14 protein-coding genes are annotated in these 16,184 nt (G+C 66.1%); 4 read left to right on the forward strand and 10 right to left on the reverse strand.

All coding sequences use genetic code 11. The features are described from left to right. Window positions 1-601: 601 nt before the first annotated feature. Complete coding sequence (locus tag H4V99_RS13330) at window positions 602-1,291, forward strand: VTT domain-containing protein (protein ID WP_280679073.1); 690 nt, start codon at window positions 602-604, stop codon at window positions 1,289-1,291. 436 nt (window positions 1,292-1,727) lie between these two features. Here H4V99_RS13330 and H4V99_RS13335 read toward each other — a convergent pair whose 3' ends face one another. From H4V99_RS13335 to sucC, 7 genes are all read right to left on the reverse strand, one after another. Then, entirely contained in the window at window positions 1,728-2,624 is an 897-nt protein-coding gene (locus tag H4V99_RS13335) for a hypothetical protein (RefSeq protein ID WP_280679075.1), read from the reverse strand. A gap of 430 nt (window positions 2,625-3,054) precedes the next feature. After that, window positions 3,055-4,134: a Glu/Leu/Phe/Val dehydrogenase dimerization domain-containing protein gene (locus H4V99_RS13340; RefSeq protein ID WP_280679077.1), complete on the reverse strand. Its 1,080-nt coding sequence runs from the start codon at window positions 4,132-4,134 to the stop codon at window positions 3,055-3,057. Window positions 4,135-4,368: 234 nt separating this feature from the next. Further along, the gene (gene purH / locus H4V99_RS13345; protein ID WP_280679079.1) at window positions 4,369-6,069 is read right to left on the reverse strand and encodes a bifunctional phosphoribosylaminoimidazolecarboxamide formyltransferase/IMP cyclohydrolase; all 1,701 of its coding nucleotides are present in this window, start codon (window positions 6,067-6,069) and stop codon (window positions 4,369-4,371) included. Then, window positions 6,066-6,659: a phosphoribosylglycinamide formyltransferase gene (gene purN / locus H4V99_RS13350; protein WP_280679081.1), complete on the reverse strand. Its 594-nt coding sequence runs from the start codon at window positions 6,657-6,659 to the stop codon at window positions 6,066-6,068. Before purN ends, purH begins: the two co-directional genes overlap by 4 nt. Window positions 6,660-6,736: 77 nt before the next feature. Continuing rightward, window positions 6,737-8,107 (reverse strand): DUF6350 family protein, encoded by a 1,371-nt coding sequence (locus H4V99_RS13355; RefSeq protein WP_280679082.1) that lies wholly within the window; start codon window positions 8,105-8,107, stop codon window positions 6,737-6,739. Between the two features lie 216 nt (window positions 8,108-8,323). Continuing rightward, entirely contained in the window at window positions 8,324-9,223 is a 900-nt protein-coding gene (gene sucD / locus H4V99_RS13360; RefSeq protein WP_280679083.1) for a succinate--CoA ligase subunit alpha, read from the reverse strand. A 29-nt stretch (window positions 9,224-9,252) separates the two neighbouring features. Then, window positions 9,253-10,422, reverse strand: coding sequence for an ADP-forming succinate--CoA ligase subunit beta (gene sucC, locus H4V99_RS13365; RefSeq protein ID WP_280679084.1), 1,170 nt, complete (start codon window positions 10,420-10,422; stop codon window positions 9,253-9,255). Window positions 10,423-10,653: 231 nt separating this feature from the next. Here sucC and H4V99_RS13370 point away from each other — a divergent pair, with 231 nt between their 5' ends. The 3 genes from H4V99_RS13370 to H4V99_RS13380 are packed head-to-tail and all read left to right on the forward strand — an operon-like array spanning window position 10,654 to window position 12,295. Next, entirely contained in the window at window positions 10,654-11,364 is a 711-nt protein-coding gene (locus H4V99_RS13370; protein WP_280679086.1) for a VIT family protein, read from the forward strand. 9 nt (window positions 11,365-11,373) lie between these two features. Then, a complete protein-coding gene (locus H4V99_RS13375) occupies window positions 11,374-11,748 on the forward strand; it encodes a DUF3054 domain-containing protein (RefSeq protein ID WP_280679088.1) in 375 nt (124 codons plus the stop codon). A 52-nt stretch (window positions 11,749-11,800) separates the two neighbouring features. Further along, on the forward strand, window positions 11,801-12,295 hold the full coding sequence (locus tag H4V99_RS13380; RefSeq protein WP_280679090.1) for a MarR family transcriptional regulator: 495 nt from the start codon (window positions 11,801-11,803) through the stop codon (window positions 12,293-12,295). 33 nt (window positions 12,296-12,328) lie between these two features. On the opposite strand, the gene H4V99_RS13385 is transcribed toward H4V99_RS13380, so the two are convergent. The 3 genes from H4V99_RS13385 to H4V99_RS13395 form a co-directional block, all read right to left on the reverse strand. Next, complete coding sequence (locus H4V99_RS13385; RefSeq protein ID WP_280679092.1) at window positions 12,329-12,490, reverse strand: hypothetical protein; 162 nt, start codon at window positions 12,488-12,490, stop codon at window positions 12,329-12,331. Window positions 12,491-12,607: 117 nt separating this feature from the next. Beyond that, window positions 12,608-13,711, reverse strand: a complete 1,104-nt coding sequence (locus tag H4V99_RS13390; protein ID WP_280679094.1) for an FUSC family protein — start codon at window positions 13,709-13,711, stop codon at window positions 12,608-12,610. A 2-nt stretch (window positions 13,712-13,713) separates the two neighbouring features. Continuing rightward, window positions 13,714-16,179 carry a UvrD-helicase domain-containing protein gene (locus tag H4V99_RS13395; RefSeq protein ID WP_280679096.1) on the reverse strand — a complete coding sequence of 822 codons (2,466 nt, stop codon included), beginning with the start codon at window positions 16,177-16,179 and terminating at the stop codon, window positions 13,714-13,716. Window positions 16,180-16,184: the final 5 nt, after the last annotated feature.

Below are 16,184 nucleotides of genomic sequence, written 5' to 3' on the forward strand. Positions count from 1 at the left end.
TGCTGCGAATACTGATCGACCGAGGTCGACGGATGCGGGAAGTCGAGTCACTTCTCGTGGGTGTCGGCGCTGACGTTAGGGAACGACGCGCCGGCTGTGAACGGTGGGGACGAGGCGTGGTGGCGTCCGTCTCGGCGGCGAGGCGACGGCTGAGGTGCGCCACCGGTCGGGATCGAGCGGCTCGGGGCCGAACGATCTGGGTCGAACAGCTCTGGGTCGAACAGCTCTGGTCGAACAGCTCTGGGTCGAACAGCTCTGGTCGATGTGCCCGGGCGCTACCGCACCGGCTGCGCACGGCCGGCATCAGGGGTGAAGACGGCCAGGGTGCCCCAGGTCGCAACGCGTGCGAGCGTGAATTGGGCTGTCGTGGTCATGTCGGCCTCCTGAGCGCGTGGTACTACGTGGTGCCCCCCTGATCAGGCAGCCTTCCAGAATACGGGAGGCTCTGGGCAGAACGCAAGCATTTCTTTGAGGCGGGCCGGTGGAAGGTGCGAGGCGGGGCATCCGCTGTGTGAGTGAGCCCTGCACGAACCGTTAAGGCGCGTGAACTACTCTGGGAGGCGGGTTCTGGCGCGTCTGCCGGCTCAACGGAAGGACCGTCATGCATCCCATGCTTTTTGGCATCAGCTTTCTCGACTCCGAGTGGCTGATTGGCTGGTTTGGGTCGTTCGTGCTGATCGGTGTGGCCACCGTAGTCTTCGTCGAAACCGGTTTCATCGTGTTGTCGTTCCTGCCGGGTGACTCCCTGCTGTTCACCGTGGGCCTGCTCACGGCAACGGGGGCGGTGCCGTTCCCCATCTGGATCACGTGCCTCGTGGTGTTCATCGCGGCGTTTGCCGGCGACCAGCTCGCCTATTACATCGGGCGCAAGGCCGGCCCAGCCGTGTTTTCCCGCGAGCAGAACCGGTTCTTCAACCCCAAAAATGTGGCGCGCACCAACGCGTTCTTCGAGAAGCACGGCGGCAAGGCCATCATCATGGCCCGCTTCCTTCCGGTATTCCGCGCCTTCGTTCCGGTTGCAGCCGGTGTGGGCAAGATGAAATACACCACGTTCGTCACCTTCAACGTGATCGGCGCGTTCGCGTGGGGCGTTGGCCTCACGCTCGTGGGCTTCTTCCTCGGGCAGATCGCGTTCGTTGCCGCTTACTCCGAGTACTTCATCATCGGGATCATCCTGCTGTCGGGCCTCCCCATCCTCACCGAGCTCGCGAAGGCCGCACTGGCCAGCCGCAAGTCACGTGGCCAGGCTCCCGTGCCCGCCGCTGTCATCCCGGCCGAACTGCGCGAGTAGGCACCGCCCGCGCGCAGGCCCGCACTCGGGGCGTTCTCCGCCGTCCTCTGTTGCTACTTCAGGAGATCCGCGCCCGCAGCACCGGCACGCCCCGTAAACACGCGGGCTCCCGGCCGCTTCCTGCCGCATCTCCTGAACTAGCGACACCACCCGCACGAGAGCGCGCAATCTGGGCGCGACACCACACAACATCGGCGTGACACCCCGCGCCGCGCTCCGGCCTCGAGCTGCCCCGCGCCGCCCGGCCCCGCCGTTGCTAGTTCAGGAGATCCGTCCCCGCAGCACCGGCCCGCCCCGGAAACACGCGGGCTCCCGGCCACTTTCTGCCGCATCTCCTGAACTAGCGACACCACCCGCACAAGAGCGCGCCACATTGGCCCAGCACCGGGCCGCCGCGTCATTCCGGCCGTACTGGGCGAGTCGGCGCCACATGCGCTCAGACCAGTGCCACGGGTATCGCGGATGCCCGTGGATCCGCCGTCGGATCCCACGGCTGTGGCATACCAATCGGGTTCGGGAAGGGGAAGACGGCACCGCAGGCGACCGCAACAGGCGCGAGTAGCCGGGCCACGTCGCACACGGCAGTCTCATCGAGGTGGCTCCACGGCTGAAGGGCCAACCTGTTGGTGAGATCCTCGGCGCGGTTCAGCGCCGCAGCACCCAAGAGGCTCAGCGCCCCGTCGGCAGTCAACAGTCCACGCTCCCGCAGCCGTTCCTCCTCGGCACCCCACTGTTCCTCGGTCCAGCCGCGGCCGCGCTTCATAGCAACCGGGTCAAGGTCGAGGGCACTGCGCAGCACGATGGTGGACAGTCCCGCAATATTCTCTGCCACGAGTGCCAGCACATGGCCGTCCCCACGGTGTTCGCGCAGGGTTGCGGCGGCCTGCCACAGCTGACGATAAGGGTCGGCTTCGTCGGGAAGCGCGCGGTTAGCCGCAGCGAGCGGACGACCGGTGGTATCAACAGCGTTGGCGATGGGGGTGAGGGCGGCCGCGGCATCCGCTACGACCAGCTCGTCGGGCATCAGGTCTCGCAGGGTCTGGGATGCACCGAGTGAGCGCGCCTCCAGCACACGCTCGGGCGACGCGACCGACCACGCGGCTGGCAGCGCTCGCTCAACGAGGGCCGGGGCGAAGCCGCTGAACAGGGCAGTCACGGGAGCCGCCGTAACGGCCCCAAGCGGAGCCGCGCGGCCGGCGAAGTAGCCGTCCCAGTAGCGCGGGAAGCCCACGGCCGCGAAGTGTTCGCGGGCCTGCGGGGCGAAATAGGTAACGGCATGGATGGGCTCGAACAGCGTCCACAGTGCGCGCACCAGGTGTTCACGATTGTGCATACGACCTCCTCGTCGCGCCCAGCCTACGGGGTCGGCTGCCGGGCGACCGGATCCGAGGCCCGCACGAGCGGTCTACACCCCTGGCCGTTGCTACTTCAGGAGATCCGTCACCGCAGCACCCGGCAGCCCCGGAAACACGCGGGCGAGCAGCGACATCCGGCCGGATCTCCTGAACTAGCGACACCACCCGCACGAGACCACGCCACACGGCAGGCCGGCTGGCTACCGGGCTGCGTTGCGACGAAGCGGCACCGACCAAGCCTCGCCACGCCGGCTCGCCGTTGCTACTTCAGGAGATCCGTCACCGCAGCACCCGGCCACCCCGGAAACACGCGGGCGAGCAGCGGCATCCGGCCGGATCTCCTGAACTAGCGACACCACCCGCACGAGACCACACAGCAGGTGGCACGCACGCGGCGCGGAGACGGGGTTAGCGGGCGGCGTTGAGGCGGGCCGCGGCCAGCATTTCGGCAGCGGCGAGGGTGGTGATCGACTGCTCATGGGCATCCGCGAAGATCTTTGTCACCACATCGGAGATGGCATCGACGCGAGTGGTGATGCTTGCCAGATCGGCGTCGGGCTCGCTGGCCATGGACAGGTAGACCACACCGCCGGCGTTCACGACGAAATCGGGGGCCCACAAAATACCGCGAGCGTCGAGTTCGGCGGCTCCGGCCGGATTTTCGAGCTGGTTATTGGCGGCACCCACTACACCGAGCACGTTGAGCTCGCCGATTACGGTGGAGGTGAGCACGCCGCCGAGGCCACAGGGTACGAACAGGTCGGCCTGAATGCGGTGGGCACCAGCCACCGGAACCCACTCGGCACCGAGCTCGTCGGCGAGTTCACGCTTGGCCGGGTTGATGTCGGTGACCGTGAGGGTGGCACCGGCGGCAGCGAGGGCGATTGCGAGGCGACCCCCCACCTGGCCGAGGCCGGAGATGACGAGGTGACGGCCGGTGACGTCGCGGCTGCCGTACAGGGCGTCGAGGGTGGCGAGGATGCTCGCGTAGACGCCGGCCGCCGTGGCATCGGCGGGTTCGCCCACGCCGCCGCTCGAGGCCGGGAGCCCACAAACATGGTTGGTGCGCTCGTTGACGATGGCCATGAGGTCGGCGCTCGTGCCCACGTCTTCGGCGGTCATGTACGCGCCGTTGAGGCTTTCGACGGCGTCACCCAGGTCGAGCATGGCATCGCGCTTCTCCGCGTCGGTCAACACGACTCCGAGTGGCAGCTGAATGACGGCCTTGCCGCCTCCGCGGTTCAGGCCGGCGGCCGCGTTCTTCAGCGTCATGGCCGAGGAGAGGCGCAGCGCATCGGCGACAGCGTCGGTCCAGTCGGGGTACTGCCACATGCGCGCGCCACCGAGAGCCTGGCCCAGCTTGGTGGAGTGCACGGCAACCGTGATCACGAGGCCGGAGCGTTGTCCGGTGGTGATGAGCACTCGCTCATGGGTAAACGGAATACTGGCAAGCGCTTCCAGCGACGATGATGGGTGCGTGAGTGTCATCTGTGGTTCTCCTTGAGACCGGGCCTTGTGAGCCGGTTGCGGTGCACGCAGGTGTGTTGCGCGCAACGACAAGACTAACGCCGGGTGCGGCGAAGAGGTAGCACGTTCCACAGGCGGGTCCGGCTATGCCGCTGGCGGCATCCGTTCACGAACCCGGGGTGGCGCCAATCGCACCCTCCCCGCGCGGGGGAAGGTGCGATTGACGCCAGTCACCCGGCGTCTGGAGACCCAGACCTAGTGGAAGAAGTGACGCTCGCCGGTGAAGTACATCGAGACGCCAGCCGCGGCCGCCGCGGCGATGACCTCTTCGTCACGAACCGATCCACCGGGCTGCACCACGGCAGTTACCCCGGCGTCGAGCAGAACCTGCAGTCCATCCGCGAACGGGAAGAACGCGTCCGAGGCGGCCACCGAACCCGCGGCACGCTCGCCAGCCCGGTTGACGGCGAGGTGGCACGAGTCCACGCGGTTCACCTGTCCCATTCCCACGCCCACGGATGCCCCGGCGTGCGCCAGCAGAATTGCGTTCGATTTCACGGAACGGCAGGCTTTCCACGCGAATTCGAGGTCGGCGCGGGTGGCGGCATCCGCTTCGGGGCCGGCCACGAGCGTCCACCCCTCGGAGCTGAACTCCTCGAAGGTGTCGGTCTCCTGCACGAGCAGGCCGCCCGAGATCTGCCTCAACTCCAGCGACGACCGTTCGTAATCGGCCGGAAGCTCAAGCAATCGGATGTTTTTCTTGGCCGTGAGTACGGCCAGAGCCTCGGGCTCAAATCCGGGGGCAACGAGCACCTCGGTGAAGATGTGGCTGACCGTTTCGGCCATGGCCAGGGTCACCGTGCGGTTCGCGGCAATGACGCCGCCGAATGCACTCATGGGGTCGCAGTCGTGCGCGCGGCGGTGCGCCGAGGCGATGGAATCGGGCGTCTTCGCTCCGGCGATGGCAATGCCACAGGGGTTGGAGTGTTTGACGATGGCCACGGCCGGCTCGGTGAAGTCATACGCGGCGCGCACCGCGGCATCCGCGTCGACGTAGTTGTTGTACGACATCTCTTTGCCGTGCAACTGCAGGGCCTGGGCAATACCCTGACCGCCCTCGCCCACGTAGAGCGCGGCAGCCTGGTGCGAGTTCTCGCCGTAGCGGAGGATGGCGTTGCGCTCGGCCTCGATGAAGACCCCATCGGGGAAGGGCGAGTCGAGGATTTCGTCGTCCTCGGGCTCGTCGCTGGCGTCGTCGTCAAGCGGGTCGCCATCGAGGAACTCGGTGTCGTCCTGCCACTGGTCGTACACGTTGTCGGTGAACCAAGCGGAGACGCTGAGGTCATAGTCGGCCGTGTGCTCGAAGGCGAGCGAGGCGAACTTCTGCCGCAGGGTGAGGGTGGTGCCGCCGGCTTCCACCGCAGCGATGAGTTCGGCGTAGTTGGTAGGGTCCACCACAATGGCCACGTTGGCGTGGTTCTTCGCCGCGGCACGCACGAGTGCGGGGCCGCCAATGTCGATCTGCTCAATGACGTCGGCCGGCTTGGCGCCCGATTCCACCGTCTCCACGAACGGGTAGAGGTTCACAACCACAAGCTGGAACGCGGCAATGCCCAGGTCGTTCAGCTGCGCCTCGTGTGATTCGAGACGCAGGTCGGCGAGGATGCCGGCGTGCACGCCCGGGTGCAGGGTCTTCACGCGGCCGTCGAGGGACTCGGGGAACCCGGTGACAGTGGAGACGTCGGTGACGGCGTGGCCGGCCTCGCGAATGGTGGCGGCGGTGGAGCCGGTGGAGACAATCTCCACGCCGGAGGCGACGAGGGTGGCCGCCAATTCCAGCAGGCCGGTCTTGTCACTCACGGAGATGAGCGCACGCTGAACGGTGATCTGATCACGTTCGCGGTACAGGCTCTCAGCGGATGCCGCGTGGTTGCTCTTATCGGTGTGGCCGCTCATGCTGTGGGGTGCTCCTTGAGGTTGACGTGTCCATTAGCGATATCGAGCACCGCTTGCACCAGCAGGCGCCGCTCGACGATTTTGATGCGATCGTGCAGGGCACCTTCCGTGTCGCCGGGGTGAACCGCGACCCGTTCCTGCGCAATGATCGGTCCGTCGTCGACACCGTTGTCAACCACAATGATGCTCGCACCGGTTTGCGTGACCCCGGCGGCAAGTGCGTCACGCACGCCATGGGCTCCGGGAAACTCGGGGAGGTAAGCCGGATGCGTGTTGATCAGATTCGGGGACAGCGCGGCGACCACACGTGGTGGCAGCAGGCGCATCAGGCCGCTGAGCACCACGAGGTCGGGGTTCCACTGCTGAATCTGAGCCAGCAGCTCATCACCCCAGGCCGCGCGATCAGGGAAGGAGGTGAACGGAACGGAGAAGGTGGGAATGCCGAATTCCTCGCCGAGGTCAAGCCCATCGGCGTCGCGATCGGCACCAATGGCCACGATCCTCGCCGGATATTCAGCGTCCTTTGACACCTCGAGCAGGGAACGCAGGTTGGATCCCCCGCCGGAGATCAATACGACCAATGACAGCACAGGCTCGATCCTACCGTTTGGGCGCGCCGGGCGCGCTGCTGTGGGCCACGAGCTGCGGGCCTCCGTTCTCCGAAGGCTCAGACACCGGGCTTGCGACGAAGGCGTGGTAGCGCAACGCGGGGTACTCGCACCCGCGGAACCCGCACGCGCGGGATTCGCACGCGGGCACCCACCAGCAGGCCGAGCACCGCCGCGACGCCAATCTCGGCGGCCGCGAGCGCACCCACGAGCAGCGGATTCGGGCCCACCTCCGACAGCCGGCCCGGGCCGATCGACCCTGACGACCACCAGGCCAGCAGCCCCAAAATGAGGCCGGCAATGACGCCCATGCCCAGTCCGCTGAGCACGTGCTGCCAGACGGTGCGCTCGGGCACTTTCTCGCCGTCGAGGCGCTGGCGCACAATGACCGCGCAGACGAACCCGATCAGGATGGGCACGAGCAGCCCCAGAAAACCCCAGGCGAGCGATCCCTGCGGGAGCACCCCCAGAATGGGCAGGCCGGGAACGGGGCCCAGGAGGGTTCCGGCGGGCGAAATGTTGCTGCCCACACCGACCGCAATTCCCGGCCCCACAAACCAGGCCATGGTCCAGATCACAAGGTTCGGAATGAACGCAATTTGCGCGAGGGTGATGGTGGCACCGCCCACGATCCCGGCCTGAATCGCCTCATAGAGGCCAATGATGGTGGCGTAGTTCACGACGATGAGCACGAAAAACGTGAGGGCCGACACCATGATGACAGCGGCGCTCGCAGCCGCTCCCCCGCGCAGGGCACCCGAGATCACGGCACGCTCGGTCTGATGCAACCGTCGATATCGATCACGGATGCCCCGGCTCACCGGATCGAGGCGGTCTTTCGTCGCCCCCGTGGTCGAGCCGGCACCCCGCGCCGTGAGCGCGCCGGCATCCACTCGTGCCGCGGTCTTGGCCACCCGGCTACTGCGGAGGCGCGCGCCCTCCGCGCCGAAAACCACACCGGCGGCGTACACGAGGGTGGGAAACAGCATCCCCTGAATAGTGGAGGGCAGCACCGTGTCGTTGGCGGCAGAGAGAGTCACAATGGTGGCCATCAGCCCGTAGACCAGCACGGCCGAGATCACGCCGGTCCAGCGGTGCGGGGTCTCGGCGGCGCGCCGCCCGGTGAGGATTCCGAAGAGCACGGTGACCACCGCGAATCCGAGGGGTGCCAGGGTGAGGAGGAACGGGACATCCGCTCCGGGAAGACCCAGCGTGGCAACCATCTCGGGGCTGAGCTGCACGCTGAGATTCACACCATTGCCGAGCAACCAGATGTCGACGGCGGCGCGCCAGAACACGAACCATTCAATGGACAACCCGAAATGGGCAGCCCACAGCACGGTCAGGGGCACGAGGGCAATGCTCACGCCGATGGCCACGACCAGTAGAGCCTCAAGGGCCGCGAGCAGGGCAGTAGTTGAACGGTTCATCCGGTTTTCGAGCCTACCTTCCCACGCCCCCGCATCATGGCCGCGCCTCACCCCCGGGTGAAAAACCGCCCCCGCGCTGTGGGCGCACCCCAGATCGGTGGCCGCTACGCCGGTTACCGTAGCGCCCACCGATCCGGGGCGCGAAGAGCGGCGGGCATCCGCTTACACGGGAGGACCCGCCGCGACTGCGACGGGTCCTCCCTGCGAAACGGTGTCCTAGGCGGAGACGGTGAGCTCGGCGAGCGCCTTGCGCAACAGGGTTGCCGCCTCGCTGGGCGTCTTGCCAACCTGCACTCCGGCGGCCTCGAGGGCCTCCTTCTTGCCCTGGGCGGTTCCGGCTCCGTCGGAGACGATGGCGCCGGCGTGGCCCATGGTCTTACCCTCGGGGGCCGTGAAGCCGGCCACGTAACCGATGACCGGCTTCGTGACGTGCGCCTTGATGTACTCGGCGGCCTTCTCCTCGGCGTCGCCACCGATCTCGCCGATCATGACGATCGCGAGGGTTTCGGGGTCAGCCTCGAACGCGGCCAGGGCGTCGATGTGCGTGGTCCCGATGATGGGGTCGCCACCAATGCCGATCGCGGTGGAGAAGCCCAGGTCGCGCAGCTCGTACATCATCTGGTACGTGAGGGTGCCCGACTTCGATACGAGGCCGACCGGTCCCTTCACCGTGATGTTCGCGGGGGTGATGCCCACGAGTGCTTCGCCGGGCGTGATGATGCCGGGGCAGTTCGGACCGATGATGCGGGTCTTGTTGCCCTTGGCCTTGGCGTAGGCCCAGAACTCAGCCGAGTCCTGCACGGGAACGCCCTCGGTGATGATGACGAGGAGGGGAATCTCGGCGTCGATCGCTTCGATGACGGCGTCCTTGGTGAACACCGGCGGCACGAAGATGATCGATACGTCGGCGCCGGTCTGGGCGACGGCCTCGGCGACCGTTCCAAAAACGGGCAGCTCGACATCGCCGTGCACGACCGTGGTTCCGGCCTTGCGTGCGTTGACGCCACCGACAACCTGGGTACCGGCCTTGAGCATGAGGGCGGTGTGCTTGGTGCCCTCACCTCCGGTGATGCCCTGAACGATGACCTTGGAGTCCTTGTTGAGGAAAATTGACATTGTGTTCTAGTCCTTCTTCTCGACCGCGATTAGACGGCGGCGTGGGCGAGTTCGGCAGCCTTGGCGGCACCCTCGTCCATCGTGGCGGCCAGGGTGACGAGCGGGTGGTTGGCCTCAGCCAGAATGCGACGGCCCTCGTCAACGTTGTTGCCATCGAGGCGAACGACGAGAGGCTTGTTGGCGGAGGCGCCGAGTGCGTCGAGCGCACCCACGATGCCGGTGGCGACGGCGTCACACGCGGTGATGCCACCGAACACGTTGACGAACACCGATTTCACCTGAGGGTCGCCCAGAATGACGTCGAGCCCGGCGGCCATAACCTCAGCGGATGCTCCGCCTCCAATGTCGAGGAAGTTGGCCGGCTTCACATTGCCGAAGTTTTCGCCGGCGTAGGCGACAACATCGAGCGTCGACATGACCAGGCCGGCACCGTTTCCGATGATGCCCACTTCGCCGTCGAGCTTCACGTAGTTGAGGCCGGCCAGCTTGGCCTTGGCCTCGAGCGGGTCGGCCGCGGCGGCATCTTCGAGCAGCGCGTGGTTGGGGTGACGGAAGTCGGCGTTCTCGTCGATCGTGACCTTGCCGTCCAGGGCGATAATGTCGCCCTCTTCGGTGAGCACGAGTGGGTTGACCTCCACGAGGGTGGCGTCCTCACCCGTAAAGACGTTGTAAAGCTTGACGAAGACCGGGGCCACCTTGTCGACGAGCTCGGCGGGGAACTTAGCGTCGATGGCGATCTGCGTCGCGACCGCGAGGGTGATTCCGACGGCGGGGTCAACGGCCGTGTAGGCGAGCGCTTCGGGCTTTTCTACGGCGAGAACTTCGATCTCCACGCCGCCCTCGTAGCTGGCGAGGGAGAGGTACGACCGGTTCGAGCGGTCGAGCAGCACGGAGAAGTAGAACTCCTGCTTGATGCGGGCGCCACCGGCGACCATGACGCGCCCCACGGTGTGGCCCTTGATGTCGAGGCCCAGGATGTCGCGGCCAGCAGCCTCAGCGTCATCGGGGGTCTTGGCAACCTTGACGCCGCCGGCCTTACCGCGGCCACCTACCTTTACCTGAGCCTTGACGACAACAACGCCGCCCAGCTTCTCGGCCGCTGCGCGGACTTCTGCGGGGGTGTCCGCAATGATGCCCGGCAGAACCGGCACACCATATTCCTCAAAGAGGTCTCTGGCTTGGTATTCGTAAAGATCCACGCTGCTCTTCCAATCCGCGTCTCAGCAATCACGCTGGTGTTGAGGGTGATGGTGACAGCAGTCCGTCGCAAAGTAGCTCGACATCAAGACATACTGACCATCTGAAACTCTATCGCGTCTCGGCGACGACTCCCACCCCCTCCCCTGCATACGTTGGTCCGGGAGAAGAATCGGTGAAAGGCTAGCCACACCTTGCTGGCTAGCGACGCCCGTGCGTGCTTATCTATTCCTATGACTAATCTGCATCAAGGGGTGGAGCCCCACGCGGCCGGACTGGCCTCCCGACTCAACTGGCTGCGCGCCGGTGTTTTGGGCGCCAATGACGGCATCGTCTCGGTCGCCGCCCTCGTGGTCGGTGTCGCCGCCGCCACCACCGATGCGCACGTGATCCTGATTGCCGGTGTCGCCAGCCTTCTTGCCGGCGCCATCTCAATGGCACTGGGTGAGTACGTGTCGGTCAGCAGCCAGCGCGACTCCGAGCGTGCCCTGATCGCCAAGGAAACGTGGGAGCTTGAGAACCAGCCCGAGGAGGAGCTCGCCGAACTCGCCGGATTTTACCAGGCCAAGGGTTTGTCCGCGGCAACCGCGGAGCGCGTGGCCATTGAGCTCACGCAGCACGACGCCCTCGCGGCGCACCTCGAAGTTGAACTGCACATCACCGCCGAAGACGTGTCGAACCCGTGGCATGCGGCCTACGCCTCCGCGATCGCGTTCACTGTCGGTGCGGCACTTCCCCTGTTAGCGGTGCTGTTGACCCCGTCGAGCATGCGGATCGCGGCCACCTTCTTCGCCGTCTTCGTGGCCCTCGTCATCACGGGCTGGCTCAGCGCCTATCTCGGCAATAGCCCGAAGCCCCGCGCCATTGCACGCATCGTTATCGGTGGCATTCTCGCCCTCGCGGTAACGTACGTCATCGGCGCCCTCATCGGCGGCACCGTTTAGGCTAAGCGGATGCTGACACGTCGCTCCACCCTGACCTTCCTCGTCGACGCCCTCCTTGTCCTGCTCTTTGTCATCATTGGGCGGGCCAGCCACAACGAGGGCGTGCTCGGCACCCTCATCACCTACTGGCCGTTCCTCGCCGGACTCGTTCTCGGTTGGCTGGGGCTGCGCGCGTGGCGCAGCCCGCAACGCATCCGCTTCACCGGCCTCGGCATTTGGGTGTCAACGGTCGTGATCGGCCTGCTGCTTCGGGTGGCGAGCGGTCAGGGAGTGCAGCTGAGCTTTATGATCGTGACGACGATTGTGCTCGGGGTGTTCCTGCTCGGCTGGCGAGCCGTCGCTGCCCTCGTGCAGCGCTCGCGGTCACGCGCGCAGACGGTCTGAGCCACTTCCAGCGTCTTACTTGAATCGTCAAGTTAAATGGTAGATTGCAGTCATGCCCGACGCTTCTGCCGCCGAACCCCGCTGGTTGACCGACGATGAGCGCACCGCCTGGTTGCGTCTGATCGCCGTGACCATGCTCTTGCCGAACCGGTTGGAATCAGAACTCAAGCGTGATGCGGGCCTCAGCCACTTTGAGTACTACGTGCTGGCCATGATCTCCGAGAACGTCGCCCGATCGCTCCCCCTCACCGCACTGGCCGCACGCACGAACGCGTCGCTATCCCGCCTCTCCCACGTATTGGCCCGCCTCGAACACCAGGGCTTTCTCGCCCGTTCGGCGTCAGCGACGGATGCCCGTGCCTCCGTGGCCACCCTCACCGAGACCGGGTGGGCCAAAGTGGTTGCCAGTGCGCCCGGTCACGTCGAGGAGGTGCGATCGGTGGTATTCGACCCGCTCACGGCCGACCAGGTTGTGCAACTCAGCGACATCTGCTCTCGCATGCTGAGCACCCTCGACCCTGATCACCACCTGCTCGGCCTCGACTGACGCACGTACGTCGTCGTCGTCGTCGCGAGAACGCTAGTACTCGTCAGCGTCGGGCTCGAGGCCCACTTCACGTTCGTCGGCGTCGAAGCCCTCCTCATCGAGGTCGACAACGGTGAACTCGAGATCATCCACCGCCGCTCCCATGTCATCGACAACGCGATCGTCGTCACTCCAGAATGCGTCGTGATCACTCACCGTCGTACCTCCTCCGCCGCGAGCCACCCTCGCGCGGGCTACGCTACCCCGGCCGTTGCCCGTAGACAAGGGGCTTTTCGGATGTGCAGAACAGTGTGGTGTCGACGACCGAAAAACTCAGAATTGCAGCGCGCGCAGCTCTCGGCGGCGGGCCCCAGCCTGCACGAGAAGAACAATGACCAAGGCGATTCCGGCGCCGAGGGTGGTCTCAATCACGCGATCGACGAGCAGCGTGTTCACCGCTACCGGACTCGTGAGATGCACCACGGTGAGTGCCAGCGGGGTGACGAACAGGAGCGCAGCACCGTAGTGGCGCCCAATGAGCATTTCGGCTCCAAACTGACAGATGGCGATCACCAGAATGAGCACGACCACCGGCGGCCCGGGCAGGAGCACGACAGCGGCGATCACCACACCCACCGCGGTGCCGATGATGCGATGGAACGCTCGCGATACGGAGTGCGCGGCTCCCGGCGGCGGCAACACGGCCACGACACTCACCACGGCCCAATACGGATGCCCGATGCCGGCCACCATGGCCAGGCCGCCGGCCACGAGGGCACCCAGCACGTTCTGCAGCACAGAAAACCACACCTGCCGGTCCCGGTAGGCGGTGGGCCGCACGAGAGCCCCGCGCAACAGGTTCTTGAACAGCGCGTCGGACCGCTCCCCCGCGAGGCGACGGAGCAGCCAGCCCGACATTGTCAGCGCCCACGCGAAACCCGCCGCGGCCACCGCCACGAAAAAACGCGGCCAGAGCTCCGCCTCCGGAGTGGGCAGCTGCGCCACCACGGCGTAGCCAAAGACGAAGAACACCGGCGTCGCCGGAAACAGGCCGGCCGTTGACGCCATGACCATGCTGACCGCGAGCACGATGACGAGGCCCACCGTGAGCCCCACGAGCGACGCCTGAACGACCGCCAGCACGAGACCGCACATGATGAAGGCCAGCATCAGCAGGGCGGCCACCGTGACCGTGCGCATCCGCACTCGGTAGGGTTCGTTGCGACCAAAAAGGGAGGTCATCGCACCGAACGCGGCGTAGGCGGCCCAGTCAAGATGGTCCGTGAGCAACAGGATGATCAGCGGCAGTGCCACGGCGAGCGCCGCACGCGATGCCACCTCAAAGTGAAACGCGCGCAGCGACCGGGCCCACTGGGCGAGGGTCTCCGGGGCCGAGCGCTGCGCGCTGTCGCCGTCCGGAGGCGCAACCGGGTGCACGCCTAGATCTTCTCGATGGGCGCGATCTTGATCAGCAGCTTCTTTGCCCCTGCGGTGTCGAACTGTACGTGGGCGATGCGCTTGGTACCCTCGCCGGTGACCTGATTCACGCGCCCCTCACCAAAGTCATGGTGACGGATGCGGTCGCCCGCGGCCAGCTCCAGGCCACCGTTGTCGCGCACGGTCGCGATCCCATTGGGCCAGGCGGTCTTCGGCTTGGGAGGGGCCGGCGGAAGACCGGCCTGTTCCTTGCTTCGACCCCCGAAGCCTCCGCCGTAGCCGTCGCGGCGGGCGTTGAGCGCGCGGGGCTGGGTACCGCCGCGGCTGTTGGCCATGCCCGGGGACTGCTTCCAGTCGATGAGTTCGGCCGGGATCTCCTGCAGGTACCGACTCGGCATCGCCACGTTGATGTCACCGAACTGCGCGCGCGTCATGGCGAGGGACAGGTAGAGGCGTTTACGGGCACGGGTGATGCCCACGTAGAAGAGCCGGCGTTCTTCGGCCGGGCCTCCCGGCTCGTTGGCGGACATCTGGTGCGGCAGCAGCCCCTCCTCGACGCCGGTGAGGAACACCGCGTCGTATTCGAGGCCCTTCGCCGTGTGCAGGGTCATCAGGGACACGGTTCCCGACACGTCGTCGAGGTCATCGGCGGCCGCCACCAGCGACACCTGGGTGAGAAAGTCCACGAGTCCGCCGTCGGGGTTCTCCTTGTTGAAGTCCTTGGTCTGGGCCACGAGCTCCTCCACGTTTTCGGCGCGCGCTTCGTCTTGGGGATCCCGGCTCTGGCGCAGCACCGACAGCAGCCCGCTGCCCTCGAGCAGAAACTCCAGCACCTCGGACACGTTCGACTGACCGGCGGGGTTCTCGGGATCGAGGGTGAGCGCGGCGGAGTCGAGCAGTTCCGACAGCTGCAGAATGGCGTTCGTCACCTTGGGGCCCAGGCCCAGCGCGCTGCAGTTGCGCATGGCCTGACGGAAGGTGAGGCTGTTGTCCTCGGCAAAGCTGGCGATGGCCGTTTCGGTGGCCGGGCCAATCCCGCGCTTGGGAGTGTTGAGAATGCGGCGCAGGGCCAGCTCGTCCACCGGGTTCGCCACCGAGATGAGGTACGCGAGGGCGTCTTTAATCTCGGCTCGTTCGTAGAACTTGGTTCCACCCACCACCCGGTACGGGGTGGCCGAGCGCACGAGAATTTCTTCCAGCGCGCGGGTCTGCGCATTGGTGCGGTAGAACACGGCCATGTCACGGTACGCCATGCCGGCCGAGTGCAGCGCCTCGATCTCATCCGACACAAACTGGGCTTCGTCGTGCCCGGAATACGCGGTGTAGCCGGTGATCTTCTCGCCGTCACCGCCGGCGCTCCACAGTTTCTTCTCCTTGCGGTCGAAGTTGTGGCCAATGACGGCGTTCGCCGCGCTCAGAATGTTCTGCGTGGAGCGGTAGTTCTGCTCCAGCAAAATCACCTTGGCGCCGGGAAAGTCCTGTTCGAAGCCGCTGATGTTGCGGGTGTCCGCGCCGCGGAAGGCGTAGATGGACTGGTCGGAGTCACCCACGACGGTAAGCGATGCCCCCGGGATGCCGCCGGTCGCGTCGCGCAGACCACGCACGTGCACGCCGTCGCGGTCCATTTCCTCGGCCAGCTCGGAGTTCACCGGGCGGGTGAGCTCGCGAATAAGCGCGTACTGGGCGTGGTTCGTGTCCTGGTACTCGTCCACGAGCAGATGCCGAAACCGGCGCCGGTAGAGCGCGGCAACCTTAGGGAAGGCCCGGAACAAAAACACGGTCTCGCCGATGAGATCATCGAAGTCCAGCGCGCTCGCGGCCCGCAGCCGGCTGGTGTACTGCCGAAAGATCTCCACGAACATGACCTCTTGCGGGTCGCTCATGTTGGCGTTGCGGGCGTAGGAGTCGGCATCCGCTAACTCGTTTTTATACTTGGAGATCTTGGCGGAGGCGTTGCCGGGGGTGAAGCCGAGGGTGTCGGCGTTCAGCGACTTGATGATGCGCTTGAGCGTCACCTTGGTGTCGGCGGAGTCGTAGATGCTGAAGGTCTTCGACAGGCCTACGCTCTCGGCTTCGCGGCGCAGAATGCGCACGCAGGAGGAGTGGAACGTGGAGATCCACATGCCCTCGGAGCCCTGACCCAGAATGGCCTGCACCCGTTCGCGCATTTCGGCGGCAGCCTTGTTCGTGAAGGTGATGGCCAGAATCTGGCTCGGCCACGCGTCGCGGGTTTCGAGCAGGCTCGCCACGCGGCGGGTGAGCACGCTCGTTTTGCCGGAACCGGCACCGGCAATGATGAGCAGGGCCTGCCCCCGGAATTCCACGGCCTCGCGCTGCTCGGGGTTGAGCCCATCGAGCAGGGGGCTGGTGCGTTCCGCACCGTCACCGTCGCGCAGCGCGGGGTGGCCGGGGCCGCCCACGATGATCGGCGTGGACGAAGGCGTGGGGATCGGGGAAGGCGTCGTCATATCAG

It is taken from the genome of Cryobacterium sp. CG_9.6 (genome assembly GCF_029893365.1).
Classification (GTDB): Bacteria; Actinomycetota; Actinomycetes; order Actinomycetales; family Microbacteriaceae; genus Cryobacterium.

Coding starts and splice junctions, on each gene's coding strand:
- H4V99_RS13330 (WP_280679073.1), top strand. CDS start 602: ATGCATCCCATGCTTTTTGGCATCAGCTTTCTCGACTCCGAGTGGCTG.
- H4V99_RS13335 (WP_280679075.1), bottom strand. CDS start 2,624: ATGCACAATCGTGAACACCTGGTGCGCGCACTGTGGACGCTGTTCGAG.
- H4V99_RS13340 (WP_280679077.1), bottom strand. CDS start 4,134: ATGACACTCACGCACCCATCATCGTCGCTGGAAGCGCTTGCCAGTATT.
- purH (WP_280679079.1), bottom strand. CDS start 6,069: ATGAGCGGCCACACCGATAAGAGCAACCACGCGGCATCCGCTGAGAGC.
- H4V99_RS13355 (WP_280679082.1), bottom strand. CDS start 8,107: ATGAACCGTTCAACTACTGCCCTGCTCGCGGCCCTTGAGGCTCTACTG.
- sucD (WP_280679083.1), bottom strand. CDS start 9,223: ATGTCAATTTTCCTCAACAAGGACTCCAAGGTCATCGTTCAGGGCATC.
- H4V99_RS13370 (WP_280679086.1), top strand. CDS start 10,654: ATGACTAATCTGCATCAAGGGGTGGAGCCCCACGCGGCCGGACTGGCC.
- H4V99_RS13375 (WP_280679088.1), top strand. CDS start 11,374: ATGCTGACACGTCGCTCCACCCTGACCTTCCTCGTCGACGCCCTCCTT.
- H4V99_RS13380 (WP_280679090.1), top strand. CDS start 11,801: ATGCCCGACGCTTCTGCCGCCGAACCCCGCTGGTTGACCGACGATGAG.
- H4V99_RS13395 (WP_280679096.1), bottom strand. CDS start 16,179: ATGACGACGCCTTCCCCGATCCCCACGCCTTCGTCCACGCCGATCATC.